This is a genomic window from Alicyclobacillus mali NBRC 102425, assembly GCF_001570745.1.
Taxonomy (GTDB): domain Bacteria; phylum Bacillota; class Bacilli; order Alicyclobacillales; family Alicyclobacillaceae; genus Alicyclobacillus; species Alicyclobacillus mali.
Genome location: NZ_BCSG01000045.1, coordinates 1 through 17,708, shown reverse-complemented (window position 1 = coordinate 17,708; position 17,708 = coordinate 1). Strand labels below are relative to the sequence as shown.

At 63.0% G+C, this 17,708-nt stretch carries 15 protein-coding genes; 4 read left to right on the top strand and 11 right to left on the bottom strand.

The window, feature by feature from the left end; translation table 11 throughout:
• The 5 genes from AMA01_RS14120 to AMA01_RS12330 form a co-directional block, all read right to left on the bottom strand.
• Positions 1 to 320 (bottom strand): hypothetical protein (locus tag AMA01_RS14120; RefSeq protein WP_231862951.1); only part of this gene is annotated, 320 nt, incomplete at its 3' end.
• Positions 321 to 629: 309 nt separating this feature from the next.
• On the bottom strand, positions 630 to 1,835 hold the full coding sequence (locus AMA01_RS12345) for a sugar ABC transporter permease (RefSeq protein ID WP_067851408.1): 1,206 nt from the start codon (positions 1,833 to 1,835) through the stop codon (positions 630 to 632).
• Position 1,836: 1 nt separating this feature from the next.
• Positions 1,837 to 2,619: an ATP-binding cassette domain-containing protein gene (locus AMA01_RS12340; protein WP_067851406.1), complete on the bottom strand. Its 783-nt coding sequence runs from the start codon at positions 2,617 to 2,619 to the stop codon at positions 1,837 to 1,839.
• Between the two features lie 75 nt (positions 2,620 to 2,694).
• Positions 2,695 to 3,807 carry a sugar ABC transporter substrate-binding protein gene (locus AMA01_RS12335; RefSeq protein ID WP_067851404.1) on the bottom strand — a complete coding sequence of 371 codons (1,113 nt, stop codon included), beginning with the start codon at positions 3,805 to 3,807 and terminating at the stop codon, positions 2,695 to 2,697.
• 333 nt (positions 3,808 to 4,140) lie between these two features.
• Positions 4,141 to 5,313, bottom strand: a complete 1,173-nt coding sequence (locus tag AMA01_RS12330) for a glycosyl hydrolase family 18 protein (RefSeq protein WP_067851402.1) — start codon at positions 5,311 to 5,313, stop codon at positions 4,141 to 4,143.
• Positions 5,314 to 5,463: 150 nt separating this feature from the next.
• Between AMA01_RS12330 and AMA01_RS12325 the strand changes: the two genes are divergently transcribed.
• On the top strand, positions 5,464 to 6,675 hold the full coding sequence (locus AMA01_RS12325; RefSeq protein WP_067851400.1) for an MFS transporter: 1,212 nt from the start codon (positions 5,464 to 5,466) through the stop codon (positions 6,673 to 6,675).
• 50 nt (positions 6,676 to 6,725) lie between these two features.
• Here the strand turns inward: AMA01_RS12325 and AMA01_RS12320 are convergent, their stop codons facing one another.
• The gene (locus tag AMA01_RS12320) at positions 6,726 to 7,712 is read right to left on the bottom strand and encodes an aldo/keto reductase (protein ID WP_067851398.1); all 987 of its coding nucleotides are present in this window, start codon (positions 7,710 to 7,712) and stop codon (positions 6,726 to 6,728) included.
• A gap of 111 nt (positions 7,713 to 7,823) precedes the next feature.
• On the opposite strand from AMA01_RS12320, the gene AMA01_RS12315 reads away from it, so the two are divergent.
• Entirely contained in the window at positions 7,824 to 8,423 is a 600-nt protein-coding gene (locus AMA01_RS12315) for a polysaccharide deacetylase family protein (RefSeq protein WP_067851396.1), read from the top strand.
• A gap of 60 nt (positions 8,424 to 8,483) precedes the next feature.
• Here AMA01_RS12315 and AMA01_RS12310 read toward each other — a convergent pair whose 3' ends face one another.
• From AMA01_RS12310 to kdpF, 5 genes are read right to left on the bottom strand one after another with little or no spacing between them, the layout of a single operon-like run.
• On the bottom strand, positions 8,484 to 10,748 hold the full coding sequence (locus AMA01_RS12310) for a universal stress protein (protein ID WP_082744183.1): 2,265 nt from the start codon (positions 10,746 to 10,748) through the stop codon (positions 8,484 to 8,486).
• Positions 10,745 to 11,338, bottom strand: coding sequence for a potassium-transporting ATPase subunit KdpC (gene kdpC, locus AMA01_RS12305; protein ID WP_067851393.1), 594 nt, complete (start codon positions 11,336 to 11,338; stop codon positions 10,745 to 10,747). The genes AMA01_RS12310 and kdpC overlap by 4 nt, the downstream gene beginning before the upstream one ends.
• Before the next feature lie 14 nt (positions 11,339 to 11,352).
• Positions 11,353 to 13,404 carry a potassium-transporting ATPase subunit KdpB gene (gene kdpB / locus AMA01_RS12300; protein WP_067851391.1) on the bottom strand — a complete coding sequence of 684 codons (2,052 nt, stop codon included), beginning with the start codon at positions 13,402 to 13,404 and terminating at the stop codon, positions 11,353 to 11,355.
• Between the two features lie 17 nt (positions 13,405 to 13,421).
• Positions 13,422 to 15,110: a potassium-transporting ATPase subunit KdpA gene (kdpA, locus tag AMA01_RS12295; protein WP_082744181.1), complete on the bottom strand. Its 1,689-nt coding sequence runs from the start codon at positions 15,108 to 15,110 to the stop codon at positions 13,422 to 13,424.
• A gap of 49 nt (positions 15,111 to 15,159) precedes the next feature.
• Entirely contained in the window at positions 15,160 to 15,237 is a 78-nt protein-coding gene (kdpF, locus tag AMA01_RS14305; RefSeq protein WP_156468456.1) for a K(+)-transporting ATPase subunit F, read from the bottom strand.
• A 273-nt stretch (positions 15,238 to 15,510) separates the two neighbouring features.
• Between kdpF and AMA01_RS12290 the strand changes: the two genes are divergently transcribed.
• The gene (locus tag AMA01_RS12290) at positions 15,511 to 17,097 is read left to right on the top strand and encodes a DUF4118 domain-containing protein (RefSeq protein ID WP_231862950.1); all 1,587 of its coding nucleotides are present in this window, start codon (positions 15,511 to 15,513) and stop codon (positions 17,095 to 17,097) included.
• Positions 17,094 to 17,708 (top strand): response regulator (locus tag AMA01_RS12285; RefSeq protein ID WP_067851389.1); only part of this gene is annotated, 615 nt, incomplete at its 3' end. The genes AMA01_RS12290 and AMA01_RS12285, both read left to right, overlap by 4 nt.

Below are 17,708 nucleotides of genomic sequence, written 5' to 3'. Positions count from 1 at the left end.
AAAGGGCTCAAATAGATATTGTTTCCCTGAATCGAGGACTTTATCCCAAGATAGGATTGAAGGGCATCGTTCATTGCGCTGTAGTCGACAAGGTAGCTACCGTCCTGCCACCGATCGAAGGGCGAACTCCCTAGTTTCGCCATACCCTGGGCACCTGTGACGCCTACCGCGTTTTGATTTATGTTTAGCGTCCATTGCTCGATAGCATACGTTACCCCATTATCCCCGGGTTCTATCATCACCTGATGCGTCGCCACCTTAGGCTGCGCGGCCCCCATGGTCAATAGACTACTTGCCGCAATACAGATCGCTAACGTCATGGTCCTCACACTTCGCATACTCTAATCCCCCCTTAGCGCTCTATACATCTTTACCGAATCAACAGAGTCGAGCTTACCAGAAGAGCTGGATGCGTTCTGTGATCTCCCTCACCGAGATATCAATAAAAAGATTTTTATGTAATAAAATGTATATTTGTTGTGCCAGTTACATATCTCCTCATTCTGCGTTCTATTCGTTGACTCCCCGCAGGTTGGGCTGAACACAAAGAGCAGCCCTCTGCACCGCTTCGGTGCGAAGAGCTGCCCTTTGTTTGAGCAAAAGCGACGCTCATTCCCTAACCGCCCATCTCATCGACCCAACTGCTTCCGCCGCATACGGGTGAACGTGTCGAACGTGACCGCGAGCAGCAGGATGGCGCCTTCCACCAGATACTTCGTGCTGGTCGGCGCGTTCAACAGCGCCATGCCGTTCTCGATGCTGCCGATGACGAGCGCGCCGAGAAGCGCGTTCCACACGCTCCCATAGCCGCCGAACAGGCTCGTGCCGCCGATCACGGCCGCTGCAATCGAGTCCATGAGCAAATCGCTGCCGCCGGACGCCGTGGATGCCGCGCCCAATCGAGACGCGCCGACGATACCGCCGATGGCCGCCATCGTGCCTGCAAGCGTGAACACCATGATGCGCACGCCTTTCACGTTGATACCCGCCCGGCGCGCAGCCTCCGCATTACCGCCCACCGCATAGATGTGACGGCCAAACCCGGTACTCTGGCAGATCCATGCGAGCAGCACCACAAAGACAATCAGCACCAGCCCTGCGATGGGCACACCCTGATAGGCGTTGAGCAACACCGTCGCGCCAATCATAACCGCAGCGCTCAGGATGAGCTTCGTCCACGTCGATGCCGCGGACTTCGGCGGCAACCCGAGCTGGTGCCGCTTGGCGCGATCGCGCACAGCTGTCCACACCATGAGGAGCAAAGCCACCGCTACGAGCACCCAACTCAGCCAGTCAGGCAGGTAATTGCCTGCAATGGCGTTGATGGTGTTGTTCATGATGGGCACCGTGCCCTCTTGGCCGATGAGGACAAACAGGAGTCCCAAGAACGCGAGCGAACCCGCAAGTGTCACGATGAACGACGGCACGCGAAGCACCGTCACCCAAAAGCCCTGAAACAACCCGAGCACTGTGCCGCTGAGGGCGCCGGCGATAATTGCGACATACGGATTCACGCCATTGCCTGCAAGCACGGCGAGAATTGCACCGCCGATGGCGCTCACAGCCGCGATGGACAAATCAATCTCCCCGAGCAGGAGAATGAGCGTCTCGCCGACTCCGAGCAGGCCGTATTCCGCCATCTGCAACACGAGATTCGACAGGTTGCGGCTCGTGAGAAAGCTGTTGTTCAAAATCTCAAACACAATCCAGATGAGGACCAGCGACAAAAACACCGGCAGCTGTTGAAACTCCCCGCCAATGAGGCGATCGAACACCGAGGTGCTGCGCGCCGCGGGCGTCTGCGTCTGCTTGGCCTGACCGATGTTGACCGTCATGTTAGGACGTGACCTCCTCTTGCGCCGATGCGCCCGTGATGGCCGCCACAACCTGCTCGGGCGTGACTTGTTCGCGATCGAACGTCGCCACAGTACGCCCCAACCGCAACACCACGATGCGGTTGGCAATCTTGAACACGTCGCTCATGTTGTGCGAGATAACGAGCACTGCGCGGCCGCTCGCCGCGAGCCTCTGGATGAGCTCAAGCACCGCACGCTGCTGCACGACGCCGAGCGCGGCGGTCGGCTCGTCGAGCATGACGAGTTTCGAACCCCACAGGACGGATCGCGCCACTGCGACGGTCTGGCGCTGACCACCGGAGAGCGATGCGACCTGGGTATGCAATGGGGGCAGGCGAATGCCGAGCTCGTTCAGTACAGGAATGGCGCGCCGCTCCATCTCGTTCCGGTCGATCACGCGCACCACCCCGGGGATCACGTTGCGCCGCAGCTCCCGGCCGAGAAACAGATTCGAGACGATATCCAGGTTGTCGCAGAGCGCGAGGTCCTGATAGACCGTCTGAATGCCGTATTTCTCTGCCACGGCAGGGCTCGTCAGGCGGACCGCTTGGCCTTCGAACACAATATCTCCTTCGTCCGGCTGCTCGACGCCCGCGATCATCTTGATGGTGGTCGACTTACCGGCGCCGTTGTCCCCGACGAGCGCCACGATTTCGCCTGCATGGACGGAAAACGAAACGCCGTCCAACGCCTGAACGGCGCCAAACCGCTTGCGAAGGTTACGCACCTCGAGGACCGGCTGTGTCTTGACTTCCGTTGCCACGTGCAGCGCCTCCTCTCGTCGTTAAGAAGCGCCGGAGAACACGTCGCGTGCACTCCGGCGCCGGTCCTCAGACCCTTACTGCTGCTCTGCCGGGTTCTTGATGCGCGCCCAGGTCGTGAAGCCGTCCTTGATGACCGTGCTTGCGATATTCGACTTCGTCACGACGATGGGCTGCAGGAGCACCGACGGCACGTTCGTGGCGCCGTTGTTCACCGTGCCATTCACGAGCGATGCAGGTGGCTTCTTGCCCGTGATGACGTCATACGCCAGCTGTGCCGCGGCGTCCGCCTCCTCGTAGATGGGCTTATACACCGTCATCGACTGGGTGCCGTCGTAATAGATGCGGTGCAGGCCGGCGTCGGTCGCATCCTGACCGGTCACAGGGATGCCCTTGATGTGCTGTTGCTCAAGCGCCTGGATGGCCGCACCCGCCAGGTTGTCGTTTGCAGCCAGCACGGCGTTCACGTGATTGTGCAGCCGCGTGAGCGCCTGCTGCATCTCAGTCAGCGCCTGCTGCGAATCCCAGTTCGGCGTATACTGTTCATAGCCGAGCTTCAGCTTGCCGGACTTGAAGAGCGGATCCAGGACCTCATGTGCGCCCTGCGCGAACTGTTTCGCGTTCGGATCCGTCTCCGCGCCGTCCAGCATGACCACCGTGCCGCCCTTCTTGGTGTGCTGCGCGATGTACTCGCCCTGAAGCTTGCCGACCTCGACGTTATTGAACGAGACGTAATAGTCGACCTTCGCGTTCTGAATGAGGCGATCGTACGAGATCACGGGAACGTGGGCTTTTGCCGCCTCGGTGACGATGGTGGTGGCTGCAAATCCGTTCACAGGCGCCACGACCAGGAGCTTTGCCCCCTCCGTGATGGCGCTTTCCACCTGCTGAAGCTGCGTTGCCTCAGAACCCTGTGCGTTGGCGTAGATGACCTGCGCGTTCGGATCCAGCTTCTTCATCGCCGCGATGAAATCAGGCCGATCATCGTACTCCCAGCGCGGCGACGTATTCGTCTCCGGCATCAGGAAGGCAATTTTGACGCTGGGGTGCGCGTTCACTGCGGACGCCGCGCCCGTCGACGTTGAGCCCTGCGAATTCGTTGAGGAGGTGCCGCATCCGGCGACAATCCCCGTCACGACGGCCGCTGCCGCCATCCACGTTGCGCTCTTTTTCCATGTCTTCTTGGCCACTCCGTACTACCCCCTTATGAATGTTCAATGCAACCATGGCTGCGGAACGCCGCAACCGCTTACGCACGTCGCAACGAAAGCGCCATCAAGATATCTCGCATCCCTCGCAGTTTCGACGCTCTCGCCACAACCTGATCTATGCATACCAGACCGCACCCTAGTTTGTCAACACAAACAACTAAGTTTTCGAAGCTCATTTTTCCGCCGGCGCGTCATCTGCGCATCCCAACATCCGCGTTTCACGTGCGTGGATAGCGATGAATTTCTTCACAGTTTGCTGTTCAGGCGCGCCACCGAGCGCGCCCCGCCAGCCTCGGCAGGGCGCGCTTTCGCTCAACGCACGGGCGCGTGTTCCCGTGTCCACTTCTTCGTGTTGAACTGGTTGTTGACGAGGATGGGCACCTGAGGGAAATTCGTGGGATAGGACCAGAAGCTCATGCCACGCAAGTTGTACTCGACAACCAAGTCCTGCTTCGCCTGAAAGCTGCGCGGGTCTTCAAACCACACGATGTGGTGTCTCCCCTGCGCGTCCGAGTAGGTGAAATAGGGCGCTTCTGCCCGAAGGTCGTATTGAATGGGCACATGCTGCTGATATGCGAGGTTCACCGCCTGAACGGGTGTCAACGTCGCCGCGCGCGTGCCCGGGCGATACGGAAGCGTCCAGTCGTACCCGTACACCGACACGCCCATCATGATCTTGTCGCGCGGAATGGCCGTGACGGCATAGTCCAGTACCTTGCGAATCTGGTCCACAGGGGACACCGGCATCGGAGGACCGCCGATCCAGCCCCACTCGTAGGTCATCAGAACGACGAAGTCGCAGACTTCTCCGTGCCAGTGATAATCGTGCGCCTCATACAAGAGCCCCGGCTGGTCCGCGTACATCTTCGGGGCGAGCGCGCTGGAAAGTAGAAATCCCTCTTTGTGCACGCGCTCCGCGCAACGTTCGACAAACGCATTGTACAAGTCCCGATCTTGCGCGTACACGTATTCAAAGTCGAGATTGAGCGCTCGATACCCCTTGTCGCCCATTACGCGGAAAACGTTTGTCAGGATCTTCTCCTGCGTGGACGGCGAGGTGAAAATGGCGTGCGCAACGTCCGAGTTGAACATATCCCCGTACCAGTTGGTCAGCACGAGCATCGGCATCACGTTCTGATTCAGAGCAGCGTCCACCAACGGAGTTTCGTCCGATCGCGCCCGGATGGAACCGTCCGTTTCTGCTTGATACGAAAACGGCGACACATACGTCAGCACAGGGGCGAGTACGTCCAACTGGTGAGGCGCGGGATCGGTAAACTGAACAAAATACGCATTGACTTCAACCGTGCGCCGCTCCGCACCTGTCACGACGCCTTCGCGTGTCGGAACGACCAGCGCCTGCCCTACCACCAGTTGCTCGGGATTTCGAATGCCGTTTGCAGCCGCGATATCGGCAGCTGAGACGTGGTACAGCTTGCCCAGCTCCCACAGCGTGTCTCCAGGCTCGACGACGTGAATGAGCATCTGCCTTCACTCCTCATGGATGGCGATCTCGACATCAGCCTATGCCCACTGCCCGCACGTGGGCTGGGCGGGCGCCCATCGCCGTGGCCATTTGGAGTTATAGGCCACACCGTCTATGATCGACATGGTAAAGCAATGGGAGGTGCGGACATGGCAACGGTTCCCGAGAACGGGCCCTCACCTGCCCCGCCACTGTCTCGGCGGCTCGTCCTCTTGATGGCAGTGGCCGCGGGCGTCGGCGTGGCCAATTTGTACTACCTGCAGCCCCTTCTGCACGAAATCCAGGTTGGCTTCCATGCGGCATCCTGGCAGGTGGGTCTGGCGGCCACCCTGACCCAAATCGGCTATGCGCTGGGGCTATTTCTGTTCGTGCCTCTTGGGGACAGCCTGGAGCGGCGAAGTCTGATTGTGCGGATGTGCATCGTGACGGCGGGCGCGCTCCTCATTTTGGCGGCATCGCTCAACGTGTGGTGGCTCATGGGCTCCTGCCTGGTGGTGGGTGCTGCCACCATCGTTCCTCAGCTCGTAGTGCCCTTCGCGGCTCACCTCGCGCCTCCAGAAGAACGAGGACGAACGGTCGGCACGGTCATGAGCGGCCTGCTGATCGGCGTGCTACTCGCGCGCACACTGGCAGGTCTCGTGGGCCAGGCGCTCGGATGGCGTGCCGTGTATGTCCTAGCGGCCGCCGCCATGTTGGGCCTTGCGGCGTTGCTTCGCGCGAGTCTGCCCGCATTGCCGCCCGAATCGCGCACGCCGTACGGGCGTCTGCTTCTATCGCTTTTGCACCTCATCCGTGCCTATCCAGACTTGCGCGACGCCTCGCTGCTCGGCGCGATGTCGTTTGGCGCGTTCAGCGCGTTTTGGACCGTGCTCTCGCTGTATCTCGCGGGTCCGCCTTTCCATCTCGGACCAGGCGTAACGGGGCTATTTGGCCTCGCGGGCGTCGCGGGCGCCCTCGCGGCGCCGTATGCCGGACACATGGCCTCGCGACTTCCGGCCATCTGGACGGCGCGCCTCGCCTCGTGCCTGACCCTCGCCTCGTTCGGGTTGTTTTGGACCTTTCGGCACAGCCTCGCAGGTCTGGCACTCGGCGTCGTCCTCATGGACCTCGGCGTGCAGGCGACGCAGGTATCGAACCAGGCGCGCATCTACAGCCTCTCGGACGAGGCGCGAAGCCGCGTCAATTCGGTGTACATGGTGACCTATTTTCTCGGAGGCGCCCTGGGGTCGTTCGTCGGCGCAAGCGCGTGGGATCGATTTCACTTCGGGGGCGTCTGTGTCGCGGCGTGCGTCCTTCTTGCCATCGGTATCCTCGGCGTGGCCATGGTGGCGCCGTCCCGCCTGCGCCGTGCCATCAGGTGACCGAGCGGGGTTGTCCCGCTCGGTCCCACTGCTCCCTGTCGATCTCGCCCTCAGATCCCGATGGACCTCATGCTGGCCTCTGGATACCGCTCACCTGCGGCGACACCTTTCGGCGCAATGGCGTCGATCTCGCGCAGTTCCTCCGCCGTAAGCTGCACCTCGATCGCGCCGAGGTTCTCCTCAAGATATTTCACCCGCTTCGTTCCCGGGATGGGCACGATGTCTTCACCCTGCGCCATCACCCAGGCGAGTGCGAGTTGCGCGGGCGTGCAGCCCTTCTCCCGCGCCAGGCGCTCGATTTTCTCGACGAGATCCAGGTTCCGCTTGAAGTTTTCGCCCTGAAAGCGCGGCGAATGGCGGCGGTAGTCGTCTTCGGGCAGGTCCTCGAACCGGCGGATGGCGCCGGTCAAGAAGCCGCGGCCGAGCGGACTGTACGCCACGAAGCCGATGCCAAGCTCCCGCACTGTCGGCAGGATCTCGTCCTCGACATCCCGGCTCCACAGCGAGTACTCGGTCTGGAGCGCGCTGATGGGATGGACCTTGTGCGCGCGGCGGATGGTCTGCGCCCCAGCTTCGGACAGCCCCAGAAATCTGACCTTCCCCGCTTGCACCAGCTCCGCCATGGCTCCCACCGTCTCCTCGATGGGCACGTTCGGGTCGACGCGGTGCTGATAGTACAGATCGATGTGATCGACGCCAAGCCGCTTCAGGCTCGCGTCGCAGGCCTGTTTCACGTATTCGGGCCTGCCGTTGATGCCGAGGAACGTCCCGTCCGGCGCACGCACGTTTCCGAACTTCGTGGCGATCACGACGCCATCCCGATACGGCCTGAGCACGCGCCCGACGAGCTTCTCGTTCTCGCCGACGCCGTACATGTCGGCCGTATCGAAGAAGGTGATGCCGAGTTCCACGGCGCGCTCCAGCGCCCGGACGGCTTCCGCCTCGTCCCGCCCGCTGTAGAAGTCCGACATGCCCATGCAACCGAGCCCCAGCGCGGAAACCCTGAGGCCCTGCGTACCCAACGCTTTCGTCTGCACGTGCCACCCCACCTTTCAAATGTGAGCCACTCGAAATCAACGGATGCCTGCGCAGCTAGTATAATCCTTTCTGGAAAGTTCAAAAAAACGCACGTGAAGGAGGCCCTTCGCTTGCAGCGCCAAACGCCCGAATCCGCACTGCCCCCGCGTCACCTCGCCATCACGTTCGACGACGGCCCGGACGGGGATATGACGCCCAAAATCCTGTCCACGCTCCGGGATTACGGTGTCCCTGCGACCTTTTTCTGCATCGGCGAACAGGTGGAACGGTTTCCCGACATCCTCAAAGCCATCCATGACGCGGGGCATGAGATTGGCAACCACACCATGACGCATCCCCATCTCACGAAGTTGACAGACGCCGAGATCGAACGGGAATTGCGCGAATGCCAGGCGGCCATCGAGAAGGTGGTGCAGGTGCCCATTCGCTACTTTCGCCCGCCCTACGGCGACATCGACGATCGCGTCCGCCGCATCGCGGCCTCGCTTCACGAGGAGGTGGTCCTCTGGGACGTGGACTCGCTCGACTGGTCGGGCATTCCCGGCCCAGCCGTCGCGGCCAACGTGCTGCCGAAGCTCAAGCCGGGTGCCATCATCCTGATGCACGCGGGGCCGTTTGCGAAGGGCACGCCCGAGGCGCTCCCGTACGTGCTCGAGGTGGCGGTAGCGATGGGCTACGACTTCGTGCCGCTCGCCAAGCTTCACGGGTGACAACCCCTCCGCGCGGACGTTCGCTCCGGTCGCGCTGGTCCCGGACGTCGAGCCATGTTCTCACGCGGAGGGCTGGGACCAGCGGCCGGCGTACGCGACGATGTGGAGATCGACGAATTCCGCGCGGTTCAGCACATAGGTGATGGGGCGGTGGGCGAATTTTGCGCCGAGACCTCGGTTCAAGGGCTGGCCCATGACAATTTGAGAAACCGATTCGTTTTCAGCCGTCTCCACAATGACCTCCCCGACCGATTTGTGCAGAGCGGGCCGGAGGAGAAATTCCGCGCCGAACTGCTCGGCGAGATCGCGCACGGCCGAAAAATCGCGCTCGCTCTGGCTCGATAAAGGGAACTCGGTCTGAACGACGAGCACATACAGTTTCGCCTGCAGGCGGTCCGCAATGCGCCATCCTCGCCGAATGAGCGCTTCGGAGTGCGGGCGATAGTTGACACAGACCAGGATCCGCTCCGGATCAGCGGGCGGCGCCGCCGCCAAGCGGCCGTCCACGACGTCGGCCACCTCGCGGAGCGCAATCTCGCGCAGCGCGGCCAAATGCGCAGGCTGAAAGAAGTGGCTCAGCGCCTGCTCCACCTTTTCCGGCGGGTAGATCTTGCCTTCCAGGAGGCGCTCCACGAGCGTCTCCGGGCTCACGTCGATGAGCTTCACCTCGCTTGCGAGCTTGATGAACCAGTCCGGCACGCGCTCGCGGATGGTGGCACCCGTGATGTGCTCGACGCGATCCTTCAGGCTCTCGAGGTGTTGCACGTTCACAGCGGACACCACGTCGATGCCGTGCTCCAGGAGATACAGAATGTCCTGGTACCGCTTCTTGAACATACTGCTGGGCGCGTTCGTGTGGGCGAGTTCGTCCATTAGGACGACCTGCGGGCGCCGGGCGATGATGGCCGCGAGGTCCGGCTCCTCGTACACCTTGCCGCCGTACTCGATCCGCCGCTTCGGAATCCGCTCGAGATCGCCAATCTGCGCCTCCGTCTCCGGACGGCCGTGGGTTTCAATGAGGCCAATGACGACATCGATCCCGCGTTCCTTCCAGTCGCGTGCGTCTTGCAGCATGCGGTACGTCTTGCCGACGCCCGGCGCGGCTCCGATGTAAAGCGTGAGCTTCCCGGGAAGTTTCCGCTCTCGCACCACGCGCTCGCTCGCCCAATTGCGCTGCTCTCTCGCCTCCAGCGACAAGGGGCGCCAGCCCACCACGCGCAGATCGACGTATTGCAGGTGTTTGAGCAGATAATGCACAGGATGATGCCAGGCCATGAGGCGGCGCGGCGACGCGCCTTTCCGCGGTTGGCCCAGAACGACCTGCGTCGCGTTGATTCGCTTCGCCACCCGGAGGATGACCTCGCCGACGGGCCGATCCCGCTTGGGCTCAAGCACCCACTCCGCGCCGTGAAACTCGGCCAACCTGCGGAGCGCCTCCACCTCCGCGCGCGCGCGTTCCGTCATGCGGTCCTCGTCCGTCTCGGCTGCAAAGACGACATGAAGATCGCCCTTCATGCGCATCGCCATGCGCCGCCCGCGCTCCACGAGCGTCGCGGCTCGTTCGGGGTGGCTGACGCAGACGAGCACCACTTCCTTCGCGCCGACGGGCCCAGGGATGGCTCGCCGCTCATAGGAATGCTCCAAGCGCTCGTCGACGTCGTCCGCCACGGCCCGGAGCGACATCTGCCGAAGCCACGCGAGTCGATCCACGCGAAAGAAGTTCTGCAGCGCCGCATCCACCTTCTCGGGCGGATAAATCTCCCCATCTCGCAGCCGCTGCCTGAGCGTCTCAGGCGTCACGTCGATCACAGTGACCTCGTCCGCCTCACGCAGCAACCAATCAGGCACCACCTCGCGGACGCGGATGCGCAATTGTTGCTGAACCTCGTCGCGAACGGACTCTAAGTGTTGGATGTTGAACGCCGTCATGACCGAGATGCCGCGCTCGAGGAGGAACATCACGTCTTCGTATCGCTTCTCGTGCATCGCGCCAGGTGGGTTCGTGTGCGCCAATTCGTCGATCACGCACACCTCCGGCCGCCGAGCGACAATCGCGTCGAGATCGGGCTCCTCGAACGTGGCCTGCCCCACCTTCAGCACCCGCGGAGGAACCACTTCGAGCCCTTCAAGCAGCCTCTCCGTCGCGGGACGGCCGTGCGCCTCCACCCAGCCAATGACCACGTCCGTTCCATCGTCCCGCAGGCGGCGCGCCTCGCGCAACATGGTATAGGTCTTTCCCACCCCGGGCGCGGCGCCGATGAACACCCGCAGACGCCCTCGGCGCCCCGAATCACCCGAGGGCCGAGTGATCTCGCCCCCCGTCACGTCGTCCTCGCCACCCGCGCGCTCGGGTGGAGCTTCTCCCAGATGGCGAGATTGAGCTGCATGACGTTGACCATCGGCTCGCCGTACAGGCCGAGCGCCGGGAATTCGGCGTCGCGCTGCACGAGCGAGCGAAGCCACGCTTCAGAGAGCCCCGTGGCTTTGCTGATGCGCGGAATTTGATCATACGCGTCCTGCAAGTCGATATCGGGATCCAGCCCCGATCCCGACGACTCCACCATGCTCGTAGGAACCTCATCCACCTGAAGCCCTGGATTTTCGCGGAGCACGGCGCGCAGGTTTTGCCGGACCTCCTGCACAAGGGCCGGATTCGTGGGCCCAAGATTCGATCCGCCCGAGCCATCCGCGTTGTAATTCACGGCCGAAGGGCGCGGCTCAAACCACATGGGCTGCGGAAACGGTTGCGCGATGAGCTCAGACCCCACGGTGCGGCCGTTGACCGCGACGAGGCTTCCCTGCGCCTGCCACGGGAACACCACTCGCCCCAAGGCCACGAAGAAGAGCGGGTACACGATGCCCAGAAGCACGGCGAAGACCAGGGTGAACCGAAGGCTTCTCCACACGTTGATCACAGTCGCCTCTCCCTTCACACCGCGCCGAGCGCGTGCAGGATGATATCGATCATTTTGATCCCCACAAACGGCGCGATCACGCCGCCGACGCCGTACAACAGCAGATTGCGCATCAACATCTGCATGGCGGTCGTTGGGCGATACTTGACGCCGCGCATCGCGAGCGGGATGAGCAGCGGGATGATGATGGCGTTAAAGATCAGCGCGGACAGGATGGCGCTCCGCGGGCTCGTCAGGTGCATGACGTTCAAGGCGCCAAGCGCAGGCAGAAAGCTCGTGAACATCGCCGGGATGATGGCGAAGTGTTTCGCGACGTCGTTCGCAATGGAAAACGTCGTGATGGCGCCGCGCGTGATGAGCAACTGCTTGCCGATGGCCACGACCTCAATAAGCTTCGTCGGATCCGAGTCGAGATCGACCATGTTTGCGGCTTCCTTGGCTGCCTGCGTGCCGCTCTGCATGGCGAGCCCCACATCCGCCTGGGCGAGCGCCGGCGCGTCGTTGGTGCCGTCGCCCGACATGGCGACGAGCCTGCCCTGTTCCTGCTCGCGCCGGATGAGGCGCATCTTGTCCTCGGGCTTTGCCTCAGCCACGAACTCATCGACGCCGGCTTCGCGCGCGATGGTAGCCGCTGTCATCGGATTGTCGCCGGTGCACATGATGGTTCGGATGCCCATCTTGCGCAGTTCCTCGAACCGCTCGCGGATGCCCGGCTTGACAATGTCCTTGAGGTAGATGACGCCGTAGAGGCGCTGGTTCTCCGCCACCACGAGCGGCGTGCCGCCCTCCTTGGCGACGCGCTCCACCACTGCGTCGAGATCGCCCGGAAGATCTCCGCCCTGCTCCGCGACGTACCGCTTGATGGCGTCGGCGGCGCCTTTGCGCAGCCGCGTGCCGTCTGGCAGGTCGAGCCCGGACATGCGCGTGTCCGCCGAAAACTCGACGTTGCGGGCGTCCGCGTAGTCCTCGCGGCGGAAGGTGAGACCCATCTGGCGGGCGAGATCGACCACCGAGCGGCCCTCGGGCGTCTCATCGAACAGCGAACACAAAGCCGCTTTCTCGGCGAGCGCGCGCTCGTCGACGCCCTGCACTGGGAGAAACGCGGATGCAAGCCGATTGCCGATGGTGATGGTGCCCGTCTTGTCGAGAATGAGCGTATCCACGTCGCCGGCGGCCTCCACGGCCTTGCCGGATTTGGCGATGACGTTGAAGCGAATGACCCTGTCCATGCCCGCGATGCCGATGGCGGACAGGAGCGCGCCAATGGTCGTGGGAATGAGGCAGACGAGAAGCGCCACGAGCGTCGCGACATCGATGTGAGCGCCGAGCCCCTTGGCGATGGGCGGCAGGCAGTCGATGACGATGAGAAAGATGAGCGTGAGCCCCGCGAGCAGCACGGACAGCGCAATTTCGTTTGGCGTCTTCTGCCGCGACGCGCCTTCCACGAGCGCGATCATCCGGTCGAGGAATGTCTCGCCGGGATTGGCGGTGACGCGGATGACAAGCTCATCCGACAACAGCTTCGTCCCGCCGGTGACGGAGCTGAAATCCCCGCCCGCGCCGCGAATGACCGGCGCGGATTCGCCAGTGATGGCCGACTCGTCCACGCTGCCGATGCCTTCCACAACGTCGCCGTCCGCGGGGATGAGTTCGCCCGCCACCACCTTGACGACGTCGCCTTTGCGCAGATCGGACGCTGGAATGCGCTCATAGCGCCCGTCGCGCAGGACGTTCGCCATCAGTTCCGTCTTCGTCCTGCGCAGCGACTCCGCCTGCGCCTTTCCGCGCCCCTCCGCGAGCGCCTCGGCAAAATTGCCGAAGAGGAGTGTCACGAGGAGAATGATCGTCACGACGAGATCGTACCCGCGCGCGCCGGCCGCACCGCCAGGGCGCACCGCGGAGCCAAACAGGCTGGGATCAAAGGTCAGCGCGAGCGTGACCAGCATGCCGATCTCGACGACGAACATCACGGGATTGCGCACCAGGACGCGCGGATCGAGCTTGACGAACGAATCGACACACGCGCGCAGGACGAGGGCGCGATCGAACGAACCTTTTCGAGCCATACACACCTGCTCTCCTTTCAGCCGAGCTGCAGCTGTTCGCCGATGGGCCCAAGGGCGAGATACGGGAAGAACGTCAAGGCGCCGACGATGACGAACACGGCCACAAACACGTAGCCGAACGCGAACGTGTCCACCTTGAGCGTGCCGGACGTCTCGGGGATGCGCGCCTTTCCGGCGAGTGAACCTGCGATGGCGAGCATCGCGATGATGGACACGTACCGGCCGAACAGCATCACGAGCCCGATGGAGATGTTGTAGAAGGGCGTGTTTCCGTTCAGCCCCGCGAAGGCCGAGCCGTTGTTGGCCGCGGCCGACGTGAACGCGTACAGGACCTCGGTGAACCCGTGCAGCCCAGGGTTGCCCATGGAGGCCCGAGCGCTCGGCAGCGCCATGGCGATGGCGGTGGGGACGAGGATGACAAACGGATGGACCAGCATCGCCGCCGTCGCGAGTTTCATCTCGCGAGCCTCAATCTTCTTCCCGAAGATCTCCGGGGTTCTTCCGACCATGAGCCCGGAGATGAAGACGGCGATGATGAGAAACATGAGGATGTTGAGCAGCCCGACGCCTTTACCACCGAAGATCAGGTTGAACATCATGAAGAGAAGGGGAACCATGCCGCTCATGGGCATCAGGCTGTCGTGCATCGCGTTCACCGCGCCCGTCGTGTAGGCGGTGGTGGCGGCGACGAACAGGCTGGTCAAAGGCAGGCCAAAGCGCACCTCCTTGCCCTCCATGTTCGGGCCGTGCAGGCCGAGCGCATGCGCCAAGATGGGATTGCCTGCCGCTTCGTACGCGTACACGAGGTACGCCCCCGCGAGCAAAATGGCCCCGAGCAACGTGCAGAGCACGATGGCCAGCCGGCGGCTGCGCAGAAAATACCCGGCCGTAAACACGAGGGCGGTCGGAATGAGCCCCATGCCCATGATCTCGAGGATGCACGTCCATGCGTTCGGATCCTCGAACGGGTGCGCGGAGTTGGCGTTGAAAAATCCGCCGCCGTTCGTCCCGAGCTGCTTGATGGCTTCCAAAGTTGCCACCGGCCCGCGCGCGATGGTCTGCATGCTTCCGGAAAGCGTGTGCACGACGGCGGGCCCGGAGAGCGTCTCGGGGACGCCGAGCGCGAGCAGCAGAACGGCGAGGATGGCCGCGATGGGAAGAAGCAGGCGCGTGTGCGCCCTGACGAGATCGACCCAGAAGTTGCCGAGCGCGTCGGTCTTCTGGCGGCTCATACCGCGCAGAAAGGCCATAGCCGCCGCAAGCCCGGTGGCTGCGGACGTGAATTGCAGGAAGGTGATGCCGATCATCTGGCTGAGATACGACAAGGACTGCTCGCCGGCGTAGTTCTGCCAGTTGGTGTTGGTGATGAAACTCGCGGCGGTGTTGAACGCCAAATAGGGCGGCATCGCGGGGATATGGGCCGGATTGAGCGGCAGCACGGCCTGCAGGCGAAATACGGCGTACGCAAAGAGGGCCATGACGAGATTGGACACCATCATGGCGCGCAGGTACGCCTTCCAGTCCATCTCCACGTCCGGATTGACGCCGATGAGCCGGTAGATGGCCCGCTCGACGGGCACCGCCACGGCGTCCGTCCACGTGCGTTCGCCCGCGAAGGTTCGATAGATGTACCCACCGAGCGGCCACCCACACGCGACGAGCGCGAGCACCACGAGAAAAATCGCGAAGATGCCGGATGCGGTCACACGGAGTGCCTCCCTTTCCCATTGCGCCCTCGAAGCGAGCGCGAGGACTTCAGAACTTTTCCGGATGGAACATCACGTACACGAGATAGACCATCACCGCGATGGAGAGCACGAGCAAAAACCACATGATCACGACCTCCTACGAGCGATCGAAGGATCGGTGAATGACGTACAAGATGGCGAACACGGCCAAAAACAGTGCGACGGACACGACGTCCTCCACGAGACTCCCTCCTCCCAACCGACACTCCGCAGTCTATCCAGCGGCTCGTGAGGTTTCGGATGTTGATTCCGCTCGGACGGCGTAAAAAATGCATAAAAATCGTTGGCAAGGCCCTTCTCGCGCGCTACCCTTCTCTAGAGACGAATTGCGGCAGCGCGCCGAACGGAGTGGATCCGCGTGCGATTTACCCCGAAATGGCAGATTCTAAACGTCCGTTGGCCCACGTGGTGGCAGGAAGGGCGCCAAGGGGAGCCCTCTCTGCCTCGCCTCCCCATCCGGGCGTACGCTGCCGTTTGCGGCATGGACGCCCTCCTCACGGGCCTCGTGTTTCTGTTCGACTTTCATTACGATCGCGTCAATATCGCCATGCTGTACCTGATCCCGGTGGTGATCGCGTCGGCCGTGTACGGCCTTTGGCCCGGCGTGTTCGCGGCATGCCTTGGCCTTCTGTCGTTCGATTTCTTCTTTGTGCCGCCCATCTTCAGCTACGCCGTGAGCGATCTCCGCTTTCTCGTGTCGTTCGCAGTGTTTCTGGTGGTGGCCATCACGACCGCGGGGCTTGCCTCCAGCATGCGGCGAAGGGCGGAGGAAGCGAGCCAGCGCGCACGCATCGCGCAGACGCTGTTTCGCATGAGCCGGGCCCTGACCGCCGCTGCGGATGAGCGGCGCGTTGTGGAGACCGCGCTCGAACAGGTCCGACAGCTTTTGCACACGCACGCGTACATCGCGCTCAAGCGCTCAAGCGGCTACGACCTGCACGCCCTCCCCGACGACGAGGCGGACCCCGTGATCGATCGGCAGGTCCTCGACTGGGTCCTTCGCCACGGCGATCTCGCCAGTTTCGGCTCGAAAACCCACGGCCAGGCCGCGTTTTTGTATGTGCCCATCCGCGCACAGGACGAGGTGTACGGCGCCTTCATCGTCGGCGAGCCCGGGCAGTTTCGGCTCGCGACGCGCGGCGAGATCTTCGACATTCTGCGCGCCGTGGCAAATCTCGTGGCCATCGCGCTCAGCCGAATCGCGTCCGAGGAGCGGGCGCGCATCGCGGACATCGCGGCAGAATCCGAGCGCGTCAGGACCGCCATCCTCAACTCCATCTCGCACGAGCTTCGCACCCCCATCACCACCATGCTCGGCGCATCGGACGCCCTGCTCACCCCCGGCGCGTCGCTCGATCCGGCGGATCGGCGTGAACTCGTGCTGACTCTCCGCAACAGCGCCCTGCGCATGAACCGGCTCGTCACGAATCTCATCGGCATGGCGCGCATCGAAGGCGGGATGCTCGTGCTCAACAAGCGGCCGACCGATCTCGCCGACGTCGTCCGCGGCGCGCTGCGCGAAGTGGCGGAATTGACCGCCGATCACCCTGTGCGCATGCGGACGCCGCACCCGTCGCCCATCGTGGAAGTCGACGAGACGCTGTTCCAGCAGGCGGTGGTGAACCTCCTCTCCAACGCCGCCAAGTACTCGCCGCCCGATGCTCCCATTGACGTGACCATCGCGGCACGCGAGGTGGAGGCAGCGCTCGAGGTCCGCGACTACGGGATGGGCATCTCAGATGACGAGTTAGACCGCGTGTTCGACAAGTTCTACCGCGGCCGGCGTGTGGACAAGATCCCAGGAACGGGCCTCGGCCTCGCCATCGTGAGAGCGGTCGTCGAGGCGCACGGCGGGCAGATTGACGTGGAGCGGATGCACCCCGGCACGCTCTTTCGCGTCCGGCTCGCGGCCCGGCCGCATCCCAAGGAGGCGGAGAATCGGTGAGCGGTGCAAAGATTCTGGTGGCGGACGACGAGCGCGCCATTTTGAAGCTCATGCAGATTGCGCTCAAAGGACATGGATACGAGGTGCTGGAAGCTTCGAGCGGAGAAGAGGCGCTGGTTGTGGCGAGCACGAAGCGGCCAGATCTCGCCGTGATCGACTGGGGCCTGCCGGACATGGAAGGCATCGAGGTGTTGCGGCGGCTTCGCGAGTGGTCGAACATGCCCGTCATCATGCTGACCGTGCGCGATGCAGAGGAGGACAAGATTGCGGCGCTCGACGCTGGCGCGGACGATTACGTGGTGAAGCCGTTCGGCATGGGCGAACTGCTCGCGCGGATCCGGGTGGCCCTCCGGCACGCCGCGCGCGTTCAGGATGAACCCATCATCGAGGCGGCGGGCCTCACCATCCACCTGGCGGAGCGGCGCGTGGAACTGAACGGCGAAACGGTGAAGCTGACGCCCATTGAGTACGATCTCCTGAAAGCCCTCGCACAACATGCGGGGAAGGTCGTGACACACAGGCAACTCCTGCGCCAGGTCTGGGGCGACGTCGATCCCGACAACGCCGCCCACTACCTGCGCGTGTACATCGGACACCTGCGCGAGCCTTTT